General features: G+C 55.8%; 14 protein-coding genes. 6 read left to right on the forward strand and 8 right to left on the reverse strand.

Annotated elements, in window-relative coordinates:
* Positions 1-134: 134 nt before the first annotated feature.
* Positions 135-3,248 carry a multidrug efflux RND transporter permease AcrD gene (acrD, locus tag ACOTX4_RS08485; protein ID WP_063937751.1) on the forward strand — a complete coding sequence of 1,038 codons (3,114 nt, stop codon included), beginning with the start codon at positions 135-137 and terminating at the stop codon, positions 3,246-3,248.
* 109 nt (positions 3,249-3,357) lie between these two features.
* Here the strand turns inward: acrD and ypfM are convergent, their stop codons facing one another.
* Entirely contained in the window at positions 3,358-3,417 is a 60-nt protein-coding gene (gene ypfM / locus ACOTX4_RS08490) for a protein YpfM (RefSeq protein WP_015572204.1), read from the reverse strand.
* A 387-nt stretch (positions 3,418-3,804) separates the two neighbouring features.
* Here ypfM and ACOTX4_RS08495 point away from each other — a divergent pair, with 387 nt between their 5' ends.
* Genes ACOTX4_RS08495 through ACOTX4_RS08505 form a run of 3 tightly spaced genes read left to right on the forward strand, consistent with a single transcriptional unit; the run spans position 3,805 to position 5,514 of the window.
* Positions 3,805-4,161, forward strand: a complete 357-nt coding sequence (locus tag ACOTX4_RS08495; RefSeq protein ID WP_015572203.1) for an ArsC family reductase — start codon at positions 3,805-3,807, stop codon at positions 4,159-4,161.
* A gap of 3 nt (positions 4,162-4,164) precedes the next feature.
* Positions 4,165-5,292, forward strand: a complete 1,128-nt coding sequence (gene dapE, locus ACOTX4_RS08500; RefSeq protein ID WP_003863566.1) for a succinyl-diaminopimelate desuccinylase — start codon at positions 4,165-4,167, stop codon at positions 5,290-5,292.
* A gap of 24 nt (positions 5,293-5,316) precedes the next feature.
* A complete protein-coding gene (locus tag ACOTX4_RS08505; RefSeq protein WP_000383991.1) occupies positions 5,317-5,514 on the forward strand; it encodes a YpfN family protein in 198 nt (65 codons plus the stop codon).
* A 38-nt stretch (positions 5,515-5,552) separates the two neighbouring features.
* Here ACOTX4_RS08505 and ypfH read toward each other — a convergent pair whose 3' ends face one another.
* The 6 genes from ypfH to dapA all read right to left on the reverse strand — a co-directional run bounded on the left by ypfH (position 5,553) and on the right by dapA (position 12,010).
* Complete coding sequence (gene ypfH, locus ACOTX4_RS08510; RefSeq protein ID WP_045330450.1) at positions 5,553-6,248, reverse strand: esterase; 696 nt, start codon at positions 6,246-6,248, stop codon at positions 5,553-5,555.
* A gap of 73 nt (positions 6,249-6,321) precedes the next feature.
* Positions 6,322-8,268, reverse strand: a complete 1,947-nt coding sequence (locus ACOTX4_RS08515; RefSeq protein WP_045330452.1) for a tRNA(Met) cytidine acetyltransferase TmcA — start codon at positions 8,266-8,268, stop codon at positions 6,322-6,324.
* Positions 8,268-9,137 (reverse strand): neutral zinc metallopeptidase, encoded by an 870-nt coding sequence (locus ACOTX4_RS08520; protein WP_001303362.1) that lies wholly within the window; start codon positions 9,135-9,137, stop codon positions 8,268-8,270. Before ACOTX4_RS08520 ends, ACOTX4_RS08515 begins: the two co-directional genes overlap by 1 nt.
* A gap of 120 nt (positions 9,138-9,257) precedes the next feature.
* Positions 9,258-9,971 carry a phosphoribosylaminoimidazolesuccinocarboxamide synthase gene (purC, locus tag ACOTX4_RS08525; protein WP_003860538.1) on the reverse strand — a complete coding sequence of 238 codons (714 nt, stop codon included), beginning with the start codon at positions 9,969-9,971 and terminating at the stop codon, positions 9,258-9,260.
* Between the two features lie 109 nt (positions 9,972-10,080).
* Positions 10,081-11,115 (reverse strand): outer membrane protein assembly factor BamC, encoded by a 1,035-nt coding sequence (bamC, locus tag ACOTX4_RS08530; protein WP_003860539.1) that lies wholly within the window; start codon positions 11,113-11,115, stop codon positions 10,081-10,083.
* 16 nt (positions 11,116-11,131) lie between these two features.
* Positions 11,132-12,010: a 4-hydroxy-tetrahydrodipicolinate synthase gene (gene dapA, locus ACOTX4_RS08535; RefSeq protein WP_003860542.1), complete on the reverse strand. Its 879-nt coding sequence runs from the start codon at positions 12,008-12,010 to the stop codon at positions 11,132-11,134.
* Positions 12,011-12,155: 145 nt separating this feature from the next.
* On the opposite strand from dapA, the gene ACOTX4_RS08540 reads away from it, so the two are divergent.
* On the forward strand, positions 12,156-12,725 hold the full coding sequence (locus ACOTX4_RS08540) for a glycine cleavage system transcriptional repressor (RefSeq protein ID WP_000213743.1): 570 nt from the start codon (positions 12,156-12,158) through the stop codon (positions 12,723-12,725).
* Positions 12,725-13,195, forward strand: coding sequence for a thioredoxin-dependent thiol peroxidase (gene bcp / locus ACOTX4_RS08545; protein ID WP_023314630.1), 471 nt, complete (start codon positions 12,725-12,727; stop codon positions 13,193-13,195). Before ACOTX4_RS08540 ends, bcp begins: the two co-directional genes overlap by 1 nt.
* A 140-nt stretch (positions 13,196-13,335) precedes the next feature.
* Here the strand turns inward: bcp and ACOTX4_RS08550 are convergent, their stop codons facing one another.
* On the reverse strand, positions 13,336-14,400 hold the full coding sequence (locus ACOTX4_RS08550; RefSeq protein ID WP_023314631.1) for an AI-2E family transporter: 1,065 nt from the start codon (positions 14,398-14,400) through the stop codon (positions 13,336-13,338).
* Positions 14,401-14,599 lie beyond the last annotated feature (199 nt).

Here is a 14,599-nt window from a genome sequence, read left to right on the forward strand (position 1 = left end):
GAAGGCGCGCTGAAAAAAGCGCATGATAATTTACATTATCTCCTTTATTTCTCCACGTTTGACCTGGGCCTTACCGCTAAAGTTAGGCGGGCAATAAACAATAATGACGTGCAGCAAAACGAGGTCACACTTTAATGGCGAATTTTTTCATCGATCGCCCCATTTTTGCCTGGGTGCTTGCAATCCTGTTGTGTCTGACGGGTGTCCTGGCGATTACCTCCCTTCCTGTTGAGCAATACCCCGACCTCGCGCCCCCCAACGTGCGTATCACGGCGAACTATCCTGGCGCCTCGGCACAGACGCTGGAAAATACCGTCACGCAGGTTATCGAGCAGAACATGACGGGTCTTGATAACCTGATGTACATGTCCTCGCAGAGCAGTGCCACGGGCCAGGCGACGGTAACCCTGAGCTTTACGGCGGGCACGGATCCGGATGAAGCGGTGCAGCAGGTGCAAAACCAGCTGCAATCGGCCCTGCGTAAACTGCCTCAGGCGGTGCAGAACCAGGGGGTGACCGTGCGTAAAACCGGTGACACCAATATTTTGACCATCGCGTTTGTTTCAACCGATGGCTCGATGGATAAGCAGGACATCGCGGACTACGTCGCCAGTAATATTCAGGACCCGCTCAGCCGTATCAACGGCGTGGGTGATATCGACGCCTACGGCTCGCAGTACTCCATGCGTATCTGGCTGGATCCCAACAAGCTGAACAGCGTGCAGATGACCGCTAAAGATGTTACCGACGCTATCGAATCGCAGAACGCCCAGATTGCCGTGGGGCAGCTCGGCGGTACGCCGTCCGTGGATAACCAGGCGCTTAACGCCACCATCAACTCCCAGTCGCTGCTCCAGACACCTGACCAGTTCCGCAATATTACTCTGCGCGTGAATCAGGACGGTTCGGAAGTGCGTCTGGGGGATGTCGCCACCGTGGAAATGGGGGCGGAAAAATATGACTACCTGAGTCGCTTTAACGGCAATGCCGCGTCCGGACTGGGGGTAAAACTGGCCTCCGGCGCCAACGAAATGGCGACCGCGCAGCGGGTGTTAGAGCGTCTGGATGAACTGTCGCATTACTTCCCGCACGGACTGGAGTACAAAGTCGCCTACGAAACCACCTCATTCGTAAAAGCCTCCATCGAAGATGTGGTGAAAACCCTGCTCGAAGCTATCGCGCTGGTGTTCCTCGTGATGTACCTGTTCCTGCAAAACTTCCGCGCCACGCTGATCCCCACCATTGCGGTGCCGGTGGTGCTGCTGGGAACCTTTGCGGTGCTGTATGCCTTCGGTTACAGCATCAACACCCTGACCATGTTCGCCATGGTGCTGACCATCGGCCTGCTGGTGGATGATGCCATCGTGGTGGTGGAAAACGTCGAGCGCATTATGAGCGAGGAAGGGCTTTCGCCCCGCGAGGCCACGCGCAAATCGATGGGACAAATTCAGGGCGCGCTGGTCGGTATCGCCATGGTGCTGTCGGCGGTATTTATCCCGATGGCATTTTTTGGCGGCACCACGGGCGCGATTTATCGCCAGTTCTCGATCACCATCGTCTCTGCAATGGTGCTCTCCGTACTCGTGGCAATGATCCTTACCCCTGCCCTGTGCGCGACGCTGCTCAAACCGCTGCATAAGGGCGAACACCACGGTCAAAAAGGCTTCTTCGGCTGGTTTAACCGCATGTTTAACCGCAATGCGGCGCGCTATGAAGCGGGCGTGGGTAAAGTACTGCACCGCAGTGTGCGCTGGATGGTGGTTTATGTCCTGCTGCTCGGCGGCATGGTGTTCCTGTTCCTGCGGCTGCCAACCTCGTTCCTGCCGCTGGAAGATCGCGGCATGTTTATTACCTCCGTACAGTTACCGAGCGGCTCGACCCAGCAGCAGACCCTGAAAGTGGTGCAGAAGGTTGAGAACTACTTCCATACTCAGGAGAAAGATAACGTGGTCTCCGTCTTCTCCACCGTCGGCTCTGGCCCCGGCGGTAACGGGCAGAACGTGGCGCGTATGTTTGTGCGCCTGAAAGACTGGGACCAGCGCGACAGCGATACCGGCTCCTCCTTTGCCATCATTGAGCGTGCAACCAAAGCGTTCAACAAAATCAAGGAAGCGCGCGTTTTCGCCAGCAGCCCGCCCGCCATCAGCGGCCTGGGCAGCTCAGCCGGGTTTGATATGGAGCTTCAGGATCACGCGGGTGCCGGGCATGACGCGTTGATGGCTGCTCGCGATAAACTGCTCGAGCTGGCCGGGAAAGATCCGCAGCTTACCCGCGTTCGTCATAACGGTCTGGATGACAGCCCTCAGCTACAGGTGGATATTGACCAGCGTAAAGCGCAGGCGCTGGGCGTCTCCATCGACGACATTAACGACACCCTGCAAACGGCATGGGGCTCAAGCTACGTAAATGACTTTATGGATCGCGGCCGCGTGAAGAAGGTCTACGTTCAGTCTGCCGCCAAATACCGCATGCTGCCGGACGATATCAACCGCTGGTATGTGCGCAATAACACCGGCGGCATGGTGCCGTTCTCGGCGTTTGCGACGTCACGCTGGGAGACCGGTTCGCCGCGTCTGGAGCGTTACAACGGCTATTCGGCGCTGGAGATTGTCGGTGAAGCCGCGCCGGGCGTCAGTACCGGTACCGCAATGGACATTATGGAAAAACTGGTTCAGCAGTTACCGACTGGCTTTGGCCTGGAGTGGACGGCGATGTCCTACCAGGAACGGCTTTCCGGCGCTCAGGCGCCTGCCCTGTATGCTCTTTCGCTGCTGGTGGTATTCCTTTGCCTGGCGGCGCTGTATGAAAGCTGGTCAGTGCCGTTCTCGGTGATGCTGGTGGTGCCTCTCGGGGTCATCGGCGCGCTGCTGGCAACCTGGATGCGCGGCCTGGAAAATGATGTCTATTTCCAGGTCGGACTCCTCACCGTGATCGGATTGTCGGCAAAAAACGCCATTCTGATCGTCGAATTTGCCAATGAGATGAATGCCAAAGGTCACGAACTGATGGCCGCCACGCTGCACGCCTGTCGTCAGCGCCTGCGTCCGATCCTGATGACCTCTCTGGCGTTTGTATTTGGCGTCCTGCCGATGGCCACCAGCTCCGGCGCAGGCTCCAGCAGCCAGCACGCAGTGGGTACGGGCGTTATGGGGGGAATGATATCCGCGACGATACTGGCTATCTATTTCGTACCGCTGTTCTTTGTGCTGATACGTCGTCGTTTCCCGCTGAAGGATAAGCCGGAATAACCCGTTGAAATAAAAAAGGCGGCTTTACAGGCCGCCTTTTTATTGTGTGATTCTTTCACACTATGGTTATTTTAGTTAATTAAGTGCTCTTGCATTTCTTACCGGAAATTCATTTACGAAGCATGCCTTCGATAAAATCTTTCCAGTTCCCCAGTTCACGTTCAATCATAACAACCTCTCTTATTATTATGCGCATTCTACGAAAACGTATCATCATTGTGAAGCCACTTTAACCGATTGCTGTGATTGAGCCCCGCTGTACTGGTAGGTTTAGGATCACTATGAGCGTTGCCGGGTAAATTTTATGTGACCTACAGCAATATTTTGAAATAGTCGGAAAAATGACAGCATTTTTAATTTCCCCCTGAGTTTATTGGCAATTTAAACAGGGTGGACAACTATGCTTAAAAGATGAAAGACTATTCAGCTTACAGCTGTTCGTTGAATTATGGAGAATTGTAAATCCCGAAAAATTCCGAATGTGTTATATTCCACTTAAGGATATATCTTCGAAAATATTGAACATTAAATCCACAAAAGAACAAAAGGATTCACTATGGTTGTGATGTACGGCATTAAGAATTGCGACACGATTAAAAAAGCCCGCCGCTGGCTGGAAGCACACAACATCGACTATCGCTTCCACGATTACCGTGCCGACGGGCTTGACCCCGCGTTTCTCCATTCCGCCATCAACGAACTGGGATGGGAAGCGCTGCTGAATACCCGCGGGACCACCTGGCGAAAACTGGATGAATCTCTCCGGGCCACGATCAACGACGCCGACAGCGCAGCCAAATTGATGCTTGAAATGCCGGCAATCATCAAACGCCCATTGCTCTGCAAGCCAGGTCAGCCTATGCTGCTGGGTTTCAGTGAAACCCTTTATTCAGATTTATTCGTTGAGGTGTAGTCTATGTCATGCCCGGTCATTGAGCTGACTCAGCAGCTTATTCGCCGTCCTTCCCTTAGCCCGGACGACGCAGGTTGTCAGGCATTAATGATTGAGCGCCTGCGTGCCATCGGTTTTACCGTGGAGCACATGGATTTTGGCGATACGCAGAACTTCTGGGCATGGCGCGGTCAGGGGGAGACGCTGGCGTTTGCCGGACATACTGACGTAGTTCCCGCGGGCGACGCAGACCGCTGGATCAACCCGCCTTTTGAGCCGACCATTCGCGACGGCATGCTTTTCGGACGCGGCGCTGCGGACATGAAAGGTTCCCTGGCTGCGATGGTCGTGGCGGCAGAGCGTTTCGTCGCCCAGCATCCGAACCATAAAAACCGTCTTGCGTTTTTGATTACCTCCGACGAAGAAGCCAGCGCCCACAACGGCACCGTGAAGGTCGTTGAGGCGCTGATGGCGCGCAATGAACGTCTGGACTACTGTCTGGTGGGCGAACCGTCCAGCACCGAAGTGGTGGGCGATGTGGTGAAAAATGGCCGCCGTGGATCCCTGACCTGCAATTTGACTATTCATGGCGTGCAGGGCCACGTTGCCTATCCGCACCTGGCGGATAACCCGGTACACCGCGCCGCGCCGATGCTGAACGAACTGGTGAGCATTGAATGGGATAAAGGCAATGAATTTTTCCCGCCAACCAGCATGCAGATAGCCAACATCAAGGCTGGCACCGGCAGCAACAACGTCATTCCCGGCGATCTCTTCGTCCAGTTTAACTTCCGCTTCAGCACCGAACTGACTGACGAGATGATCAAAGCGCGAGTGATTGCGCTGCTCGAAAAATATCAGCTGCGCTATACCCTCGACTGGTGGCTGTCTGGCCAGCCGTTCCTGACGCAGCGCGGTAAACTGGTGGATGCGGTAGTGAACGCCATTGCGCACTATAATGAAATTAAGCCACAACTGCTGACAACGGGCGGCACGTCTGACGGACGCTTTATCGCCCGCATGGGCGCACAGGTTGTCGAACTGGGTCCGGTTAACGCGACGATTCACAAAATCAATGAATGCGTGAACGCTGCCGATTTACAACTGCTGGCCCGCATGTATCAACGTATTATGGAGCAACTCGTCGCCTGACGGGTGCTTAAAGAGGATTAGCGAATGGACTGGCTTTCAAAGTACTGGTGGATTCTGGTGTTGGTATTTCTGGTAGGCGTGCTGCTTAACGTGATTAAAGATCTCAAGCGCGTTGACCACAAAAAGTTCCTTGCCAACAAACCGGATCTTCCGCCGCACCGTGATTTTAACGACAAGTGGGACGATGAAGACGACTGGCCGAAGAAGGACCAGAAGAAGTAATCGCTCTGTTTCCCCTCTCCCTAAGGAGAGGGGACACCTCACATAAACTCGACGATATCATCGTCATTCGGCTTAGCGCCGCTGAGCGCTTCATCAAAGTAGTGCTTCGGTACGGTATAACGCAGATGATCGAGCGCGAACTGCATGCTGCGATCGTCAATGGCATGCCCCAGATCGTCTACGATATCCAGCGTCACATCTCCGCCCTCGCGCATCAGCGTCTCCTGGGCGGCTACTGCATGCGAAAGCTCAATTACCCGGTCTTCACCCCCATGAATGAGATGGATCGTGGTCTGCGTGGTCGCGCTTTGCGGTAACGTCGCAAAACGCCCGTTAAAGGCAATCACGCGGGACACCAGTCCGGGCTGCGCTTTTACGCTTTCCAGCGACATGATTGAACCCTGAGAGAAGCCAATCAGCGCCGTTGCGTCGGCGCCTACGCCGCTCTGCTGCTGCCAGTAACGCACGGTATCGATAAAGGCTGGCATAACGGCATCAATACGCGCCTGACGATTCTCCTCCGTCACGCCCTCGACGGAAAACCACTGCCGACCGTCCGGACCGCACGGCTCCACGCCGCCGATGCTGACGATCAGCGCGTGTGGGAAAACGGGTGCAAACCAGCTGCCAATCTGTCCCATATTGACGGCATTGTCGCCCACGCCATGAAACAGAAGCAGGAGCTGTTTAGCAGGCGTATCCGGGCTTTGCACAACAAAATGGTCATGTTTCATGGCGATCTCCTTAATTGATAAGCAGGATTTTACGCCTCTGCGGGGTAATGACCATGCCACTTTACTGAAGAAGTCATTGAAAAAATTGCCATTGCAAAATGTCGGCTTTCAGCTGCTGGCTACGGGAGTAATCAAGCCTTTCAAGCGCGCGTGCGGTTTCCTCGCGTAGCTTCGCCAGCAACGCTTTGCGCCCGAAATCGTGCGTATTCCCTTCCATTTTCCCGCGCAGCGCCGGGAGTGGGATGTCCACGGCTAACACCAATCGCGTTAGCGCCGCAACCGAGGTTGAAAACGCCCGGTGAGCAAAGGCAAACCCCGCCAGCTCCAGCCAGTCATCACTATTAAGGGTAGCTTCCCATGCATCCGTCACCGGGATCTTTTCGCCATTCCAGGCCGACAGGACGCGCATATCACGACATAAACGCTGATGCGCCTGTTCGCAGAGCTGATGCCCCGCCTCGCTCAGCGGCAGCAACGCCATCGCCGTATAGCACCCGCTGCTGGCTTCCCGGTGGCTGCCCATCCGCACCAGCACAAACCCGCACTGCCGCCAGAAACGCCACAGCTCGTCGGTATAGCCAAAGCTGACCGAGAGATAATCTTCTCCGCTGGCACTGCGGATCAGCCGCTGGCCGATGCCTTCCCGCTGGCGATGGGGATGAACCGCAATGCGGCTGACGCGTCGGCCTTTCAGCGTCGCCGCGAGCGGCGAACCGCCGTGCGCCGCCAGCGACTGCGCCACCAGATTTCCACGCGGCCGACGAAACCCCGCCCATACTGCGCGGCTAAGTTCAGGGGGTAATCCCCCCTCCTCCACCAGCCAGAGCGCGCCCGCGATCTCCGCGCCCGCCTGAGCAACAGCAAAGTGCTGGCCGGGGGCGTCCATCATCCGGCGTAAATCGAGGGGGGACGTTCGGTAGTGCGCGGCACACAGCAGTTCATACACGCCTGCCCCGCGCGCCGGATCGTTCTCCCATATCCCGGGCTCCAGCGACGTTAAACGTACCTCCCCTGCCGGTTTGCGATCAATAAGCGCATCGTCGAACAGCAGCGCGTTCGCCACTATCCGCTCAAGGGGGCATCCGGCAGCCCAGCGAACTGGCGTGGATAAGGTATAGCGCCGCAGCCCGCTGAACCGGGCGCAGAACTTCAGCAGGAATCCCCTGCCCGTGCCTTCATAACCCTGCACCGTGGTGGTCAGCAACACGCGGGGAAAGCGCGACACCAGCTTCTCCAGCAGCGGGCCGGGGATAGCGGCTGCCTCATCGACAATCAGCCAGTCAGCTTCTGTGGTGGAGGCCAGCAGCGCATCCGGGGCCATAAAGTGAAAATGTTCCCCGGCGAAACGCGCGATGACATCCGTCGCCCCTTTTGCCGGTGCCGTCACTACTGCACTCCCCTGAATGCCGCTCAGCAACATGCCCGCCAGGGCGGACTTTCCGCGTCCGCGCGGCGCCGTCACGGCGGCCACGCCCGCAGGCATGGTCAGAAGAGCGTCGAGGATTTCAGCCTGCTCGCGCTGCGGTTCACCGCTGGCGGGCTGCCAGGCGGGTAAATCTGGCGCAACGGGAAGGCACAGAGGACGATGTTGATGCCAGACGATGGCATCTGAATCGGCGGCAAGCATCCGGCAAAAGTGGTGAACAAAGTGCGGGGTGGCGATCGGCTCTGCGCTGTCGCTCCAGCGCAGAGAATCCCTGTCGGGCCTGTCAGCCCAGACGGAGAACGGCGGCACCAGCAGCACCAGAAGGCTTCCGGCGCGCAGGGTCCCGCTGAGGGCGGCGAAGGCCGAGACGTCAAATCCGCGACGCGCGTCAAAAACGGCATGCAGGTATTCACGTCCCAGCAGGCCGCTGATGGCCTTAGAGGGGTTTTCCTCCAGCCACAGCCAGTCTCCTGGTAACGTATCGCGCAGATGGGTCACCTGGCTCAACGTCCACGCTTCATCGCCGCTGAGCACCACCAGCCGGCGTTGCCCGGTACGCTGAAGCTGGTTAACCAGCTGTTCAAACCCCAACATCACATAGCTTTGCCGAAGGTATTACACTGCGACGGGTTGCCGCTGTCGAAGCCACGCTTAAACCAGCTGTAGCGCTGCTCTGAGGTGCCATGGGTAAAGCTGTCCGGCACAACGCGCCCCTGGCTCTGCTGCTGCAAGCGATCGTCACCAATCGCCTGTGCGGCATTCAGGGCCTCTTCCAGATCGCCTGTTTCCAGCACGCCCTGCTGCTGCATGCTGTGTCCCCAGACGCCAGCGAAGCAGTCGGCCTGAAGCTCCATGCGTACGGACAGACGATTCACCTCCGCCTGAGACGCATTCTGCTGCATCTGACGCACTTTAGGCTCAATGCCGAGGAGCTTCTGCACATGGTGGCCGACTTCATGCGCGATCACGTAGCCCTGGGCAAAATCGCCGTCGGCGCCCAGCTTGCTTTTCATGTCGTCATAGAAGGAGAGATCGATATAGACGGTGCTGTCCGCCGGGCAGTAGAACGGCCCCATAACGGACTGCCCGGTGCCGCAGCCGGTGCGGGTTGCGCCCCGGTACATCACCAGTTTTGGCGGCTGATAAGTCCGCCCCATTTTCTCGAACTGCTGACCCCAGGTATCTTCGGTCGTCGCGAGAATAACGGAAGTAAATTTCGCCGCTTCATCTTCATTCGGGCTGATGGAGCGCTGAGAATACTGCTGCTGTTGCCCGGTTTCACCGGTCATCAAACCGGTCAGGTCGACACCGTAGTAGCCCGCCACCAGCACGACGACCAGCAGAATAATGCCGCCCTTGCCGCTGGGTAACCGGAAACCTGGCCCGCCCATAGACGGACCACCGCCACCACTGCTGCGTCTGTCTTCTACGTTGTCACTTTCACGACGCCCTTGCCAGCGCATAAACACCTCGAACTATTCCATTTATAATAGCTATGATCGTAGGCGGTTAATGAAAGGATTACCATAGTAAACAAGGATAAGACGCCAAAGGATGCCCACATCCTTTGGCAAATGCGCAGTTTAGTCGAGCTTAACGCCTAAACGGTGAGCAACCGCTTCGTACGCTTCGACCACGCCACCCAGACTCTGGCGGAAACGGTCTTTGTCCATTTTATCCAGCGTCTCTTTGTCCCACAGGCGGCTGCCGTCCGGAGAGAATTCGTCGCCCAGCACCACTTCGCCTTTGTACAGACCGAACTCCAGCTTGAAGTCGACCAGGATCAGGCCCGCGTCATCAAACAGCTTTTTCAGCACGTCGTTGGCTTTGTAGGTCAGTTCCTGCATGCGCGCCAGGTTCTCTTTGCTTACCCAGCCGAAGGTTTCACAGTAGGATTCGTTGACCATCGGGTCATGCATGGCGTCGTTTTTCAGGAACAGATCGAACAGCGGTGGATTCAGTTCGATACCTTCTTCAATGCCCAGACGCTTCACCAGGGAGCCTGCGGCACGGTTACGGATCACGCACTCAACCGGCACCATATCCAGTTTTTTTACCAGACATTCCGTATCGGACAACAACGCTTCCATCTGAGTCGGGATACCGGCTTCGGCCAGTTTGGTCATAATGAAGTGGTTGAACTTGTTATTCACCATGCCCTTACGATCGAACTTCTCAATGCGTGCGCCGTCTCCTGCTGACGTATCATTGCGGAATTCGAGCACCAACAGATCCGGGTTTTCCGTGCTGTATACGGTTTTCGCTTTGCCACGATACAACTCAGCTTGCTTCTGCATCTTCATTACTCCTGGTGTGATGATTTGTATTCAAAACTGGCCATATTATGCCACGCACACGTTTGCGTAGCACGAAAATAAAAAGGGCTGGATTAACCAGCCCTCACTATTATTTGCTGAATGCGGCCTGGAAGGCAGCGACCAGCGCATCGTTCTGCGCCTGGGTCAGCGTGTGTCCTTTCGGATCGATAAATTGCAGGCTGCTGCGGTTATCGAGGTCGCCGACCTGGATTTTGTAGTCACCGGAAGGCAGCTGTGGATCGCTTGCCCCCAACTCCTGCCAGGCGCTATCAGACAGCGGCTTATAGGTCGCTGTGATACTGCCCGTTGAACGGGTGCTGTCAGTCACCTTCATGCCCACTTTTTCAAGCGTTGCTGGCAGACGCTGCCAGGTCTGGTTAAACGGCGCACGCACCACCAGCATCGGCAGACCGGTATCGTCTGCACCGCTCTGCACGTCAAAGGTTGAGCCGTTACGGTTCTGCGCGGCGTTTGCGGCATCGGTAGCGTTCTTATCCAGACCCGCTGCAATCACGTTCAGCATTTCAGTGCTGTAGCGCTGCATGGCGGACGGATCGGCAACCGGTTTACCTGCCTGCTCAAGATTCAACAGCTTAACGGTAACCGCCTGCTGATAACCCTGCGGCTTAACGGAGACTTGATAACGACCACGGTACTGCTGGTCTTCATCGAGACGGTTCCACTCAATCCAGTCGGTGGTTAAAGCTTGGCTGGCGTCGTCGCGTTTATCAATCGTATAGTTTTTCGACTGAATGACGCTTACAACCTGCGGCCACAGCGTTGTACCGCGTGCGCTTTCCACCAGCAGAGAAGCTGTATCACCGGTGAACTGCGTGCGCGCGCCGCTCACGAGCGCCAGAGGCTGAGCTGGCGGACGAATATCGAGCGCTTTACCCACCAGGCCGCTGCCGTTGGTAACCGGAATATTATAATCACCGTTCTGGATCGGCAGGATCATGCCGGCAGGCGCGTGAAGTTCAGCAAGCGGCGGCGCATCCAGATAGGATTCATCACCGCTCACCTGGCGCTTGTAGCGCGAGTCTGAACTACAGGCAGCGAGGAGCATAACAAGCGAAACACCCGCAACCTTCGCCAGGCGCGACTTCTGTACTGAATAAGCCATCAAATCTCCCTAAACTTTACAGCAAACCGGCATGCTTCAGCGCGCCAGCGACAATTTCACGACCGTGGTCGGTAATCGGTGTCATTGGCAGACGCAGCGTGTCGGTTGCTACAAGCCCCAACTCCTTACATGCCCATTTCACTGGGATCGGATTGGGTTCGACAAATAATTTATTGTGCAACGGCATCAGACGCTGATTAATCACGCGAGCTTCATCAAAGTGACCGGCTGCGGCCAGTTTGCACATGTCAGCCATATCGCGCGCCGCCACGTTCGCCGTCACGGAAATCACGCCGTTACCACCGAGCTGCATAAAGTCCAGCGCGGTCGCATCATCACCGCTCAACAGGATAAAGTCGTCTGAAACCAGCTCTTTGATCTGATGAACGCGGCTTAAGTTCCCTGTCGCCTCTTTAATCCCGATAATATTTTTTACTTTCGAGAGACGGCCAACGGTTTCCGGCAGCATATCGCAACCGGTACGGGACGGAACATTATACAGAATTTGTGGCAAGTCAGTATGTTCAGCGATGGCTTTGAAATGCTGGAACAAACCTTCCTGAGTAGGACGGTTGTAATAAGGGGTCACCGTCAGACAGCCGACAATGCCGCTGTCGTTAAAACGTTGGGTCAGACTGATAGCTTCTGCGGTTGCGTTTGCGCCCGTCCCCGCGATGACCGGAATACGCCCGTCCGCCAGTTCCAGGGTCAGCATCACAACGTCGCCGTGCTCTTCGTGGCTCAGCGTAGCGGATTCACCGGTAGTCCCTACCGAAACGATCGCCGAGGTTCCATTGGCGACATGGTAATCAATGAGCTTCTTCATGCTTGACCGGCAGACATTACCTTTTTCATCCATCGGTGTAACAAGCGCGACAATACTTCCCGTGAACATGAGCCATCCTCTGTGCGAACAAGAGCCTCAATGTTACGTTTGGAACTGTAATAAAAGCAAGCGACCTGAGGCTCTCAGGCGGTTGTATGCATGTTTTTTTTATGCTTTCCTTAGGAAGACTTAACCACGCAAAGGAAGAACAGGTTTGACAACCTCATCACAACATTACCTGGTTATCACTGCGCTGGGTGCTGACAGGCCGGGTATCGTGAATACCATCACTCGCCACGTGAGCAGCTGCGGCTGCAACATCGAAGACAGCCGGCTGGCTATGCTTGGCGAAGAGTTCACATTCATCATGCTGCTTTCCGGAACATGGAATGCCATTACCCTCATCGAATCTACCCTGCCGCTGAAAGGCGCAGAGCTGGATTTACTGATTGTGATGAAGCGCACCACCGCGCGCCCGCGTCCGGCTCTGCCTGCCACGGTCTGGGTACAGGTTGAAGTGCCTGATTCACCTCATCTGATTGAACGTTTTACGGCGCTGTTTGACAGCCATCAGATGAACATTGCCGAACTGGTTTCCCGCACGCAGCCGGGCGATGAAAACGCAATCCCGACGCTGTTTATTCAAATTACCGCACACAGCCCTGCCTCGCAGGATGCGTCAAATATCGAGCAAGCGTTCAAAGCCCTCTGTACAGAATTACACGCGCAAGGCAGTATAAGCGTCGTCGATTATTCGCAGCACGAACAGGATGGAGTTGAGTAATGAACCCACTGAAAGCCGGTGATATCGCACCGAAATTTAGCTTACCGGATCAAGACGGCGAGCAAGTAAATTTGACCGACTTCCAGGGACAGCGTGTTCTGGTCTATTTCTACCCGAAAGCCATGACCCCGGGCTGTACCGTACAGGCCTGCGGTCTACGCGACAACATGGATGAGTTGAAAAAGGTCGGTGTGGAAGTGCTGGGCATCAGCACCGATAAGCCAGAGAAGCTGTCACGTTTTGCGGAAAAAGAGCTGCTGAACTTCACGCTGCTTTCCGATGAAGACCACCAGGTTTGCGAGCAGTTTGGCGTCTGGGGTGAGAAGTCCTTTATGGGCAAAACGTACGACGGTATTCACCGTATCAGCTTCCTGATTGGCGCTGACGGTAAAGTTGAGCACGTGTTTGATGATTTCAAAACCAGCAACCACCACGACGTGGTGTTGAAGTGGCTGAAAGAGAACGCGTGATAATTTTAGTGCCGGGTGGCGCTGCGCTTACCCGGCCTACAAGGTAAATGCAAAACGGTAGCGCATGCTACCGTTTTTAGTGTTTGCCCCCCTCTCCCCGTGGGAGAGGGTTGGGGTGAGGTCATCAGCCCGCACTAAATCTACTTATCTTCCACCGCCGGCACATCCGGCCACGCGTGGACCACGGCTTTAATCAGCGTCGCCAGCGGAATGGCGAAGAATACCCCCCAGAATCCCCACAGCCCGCCGAAAATCACCACTGACAGGATAATCACCAGCGGATGCAGGTTAACGGCTTCTGAGAACAACACCGGTACCAGCAGATTTCCGTCCAGTCCCTGAATAATCAGGTATACGGCGAAACAGCTCCAGAACTCCGTACCCAGACCAAACTGGAACAGCGCCACCCCCACAACCGGAATGGTCACCACAAACGCGCCGATATACGGGATCAGAACCGAGAATCCGACCAGCACCGCCAGCAGCAACGAGTAGTTCAGCCCGAAGATCACGAAGCCAATCCAGGTCGCCACGCCCACCACAATCATCTCCAGCACTTTGCCGCGAATGTAGTTGGTGATCTGCTGGTTCATCTCCTGCCAGACCTGACCGGCGAGACCGCGATTGCGCGGCAGCACGCGGCGCACCGCGTTCAGCATCTGCTCTTTATCTTTGACCAGGAAAAACACCATTAGCGGCACGAGAACAAGGTAAACCGCCAGCGTCAGCAACCCCACCAGCGAGGCCAGAGAGTATTTCACCACCGAATCACCCATGGTCATGATGCGGGCGCGCATGTTTTCGGCCATCGCATCGATGATCCCGGCGTCCATCAGCGCAGGATAGCGGCGCGGCAGCGTGGCGGCAAAATCAGACAGTTTATTCAGCATGCCGGGCATATCACGGATCAGGTAGATCCCCTGTTGCCAGGCGATGGGCATCACCACGAAGGACATCAGCAGCAGAATGCCGACAAACAGCACCAGGACAATGCTGGTCGCCCAGCGGCGGGAACAGCCGATATGTTCCAGACGCGCGGTGGGCCACTCCAGCAGATACGCCAGTACAATCGCCACCAGTAGCGGTGCCAGCAGGCCACTAAAGAAGAACAGGATACCGAATCCGGCAACCAGAATGACCAGCAAAGCAATGGCTTCCGGGTCGCTAAACCGACGCCGATACCACTGCATTAACATTTCGAGCATACAACCCTTCCCTGAATCGAATGGCGGGAGTGAGACCGTGAATTGTATCTAACTGTCACAAAAAAGACTTTCCTTTTTGTTTCACTGTCAGGTTTCGCAAAACCCTGATGAATGGGATTTTCTTCATCTCTTAACACGGCTACACTCGCAGAGCAGCGGAGATGAACGTTATGCGGGTTCATCGGTCAAATTAGCACAT

This window comes from Enterobacter cloacae complex sp. IR5459 (assembly GCF_049238005.1).
GTDB lineage: Bacteria > Pseudomonadota > Gammaproteobacteria > Enterobacterales > Enterobacteriaceae > Enterobacter > Enterobacter hormaechei_C.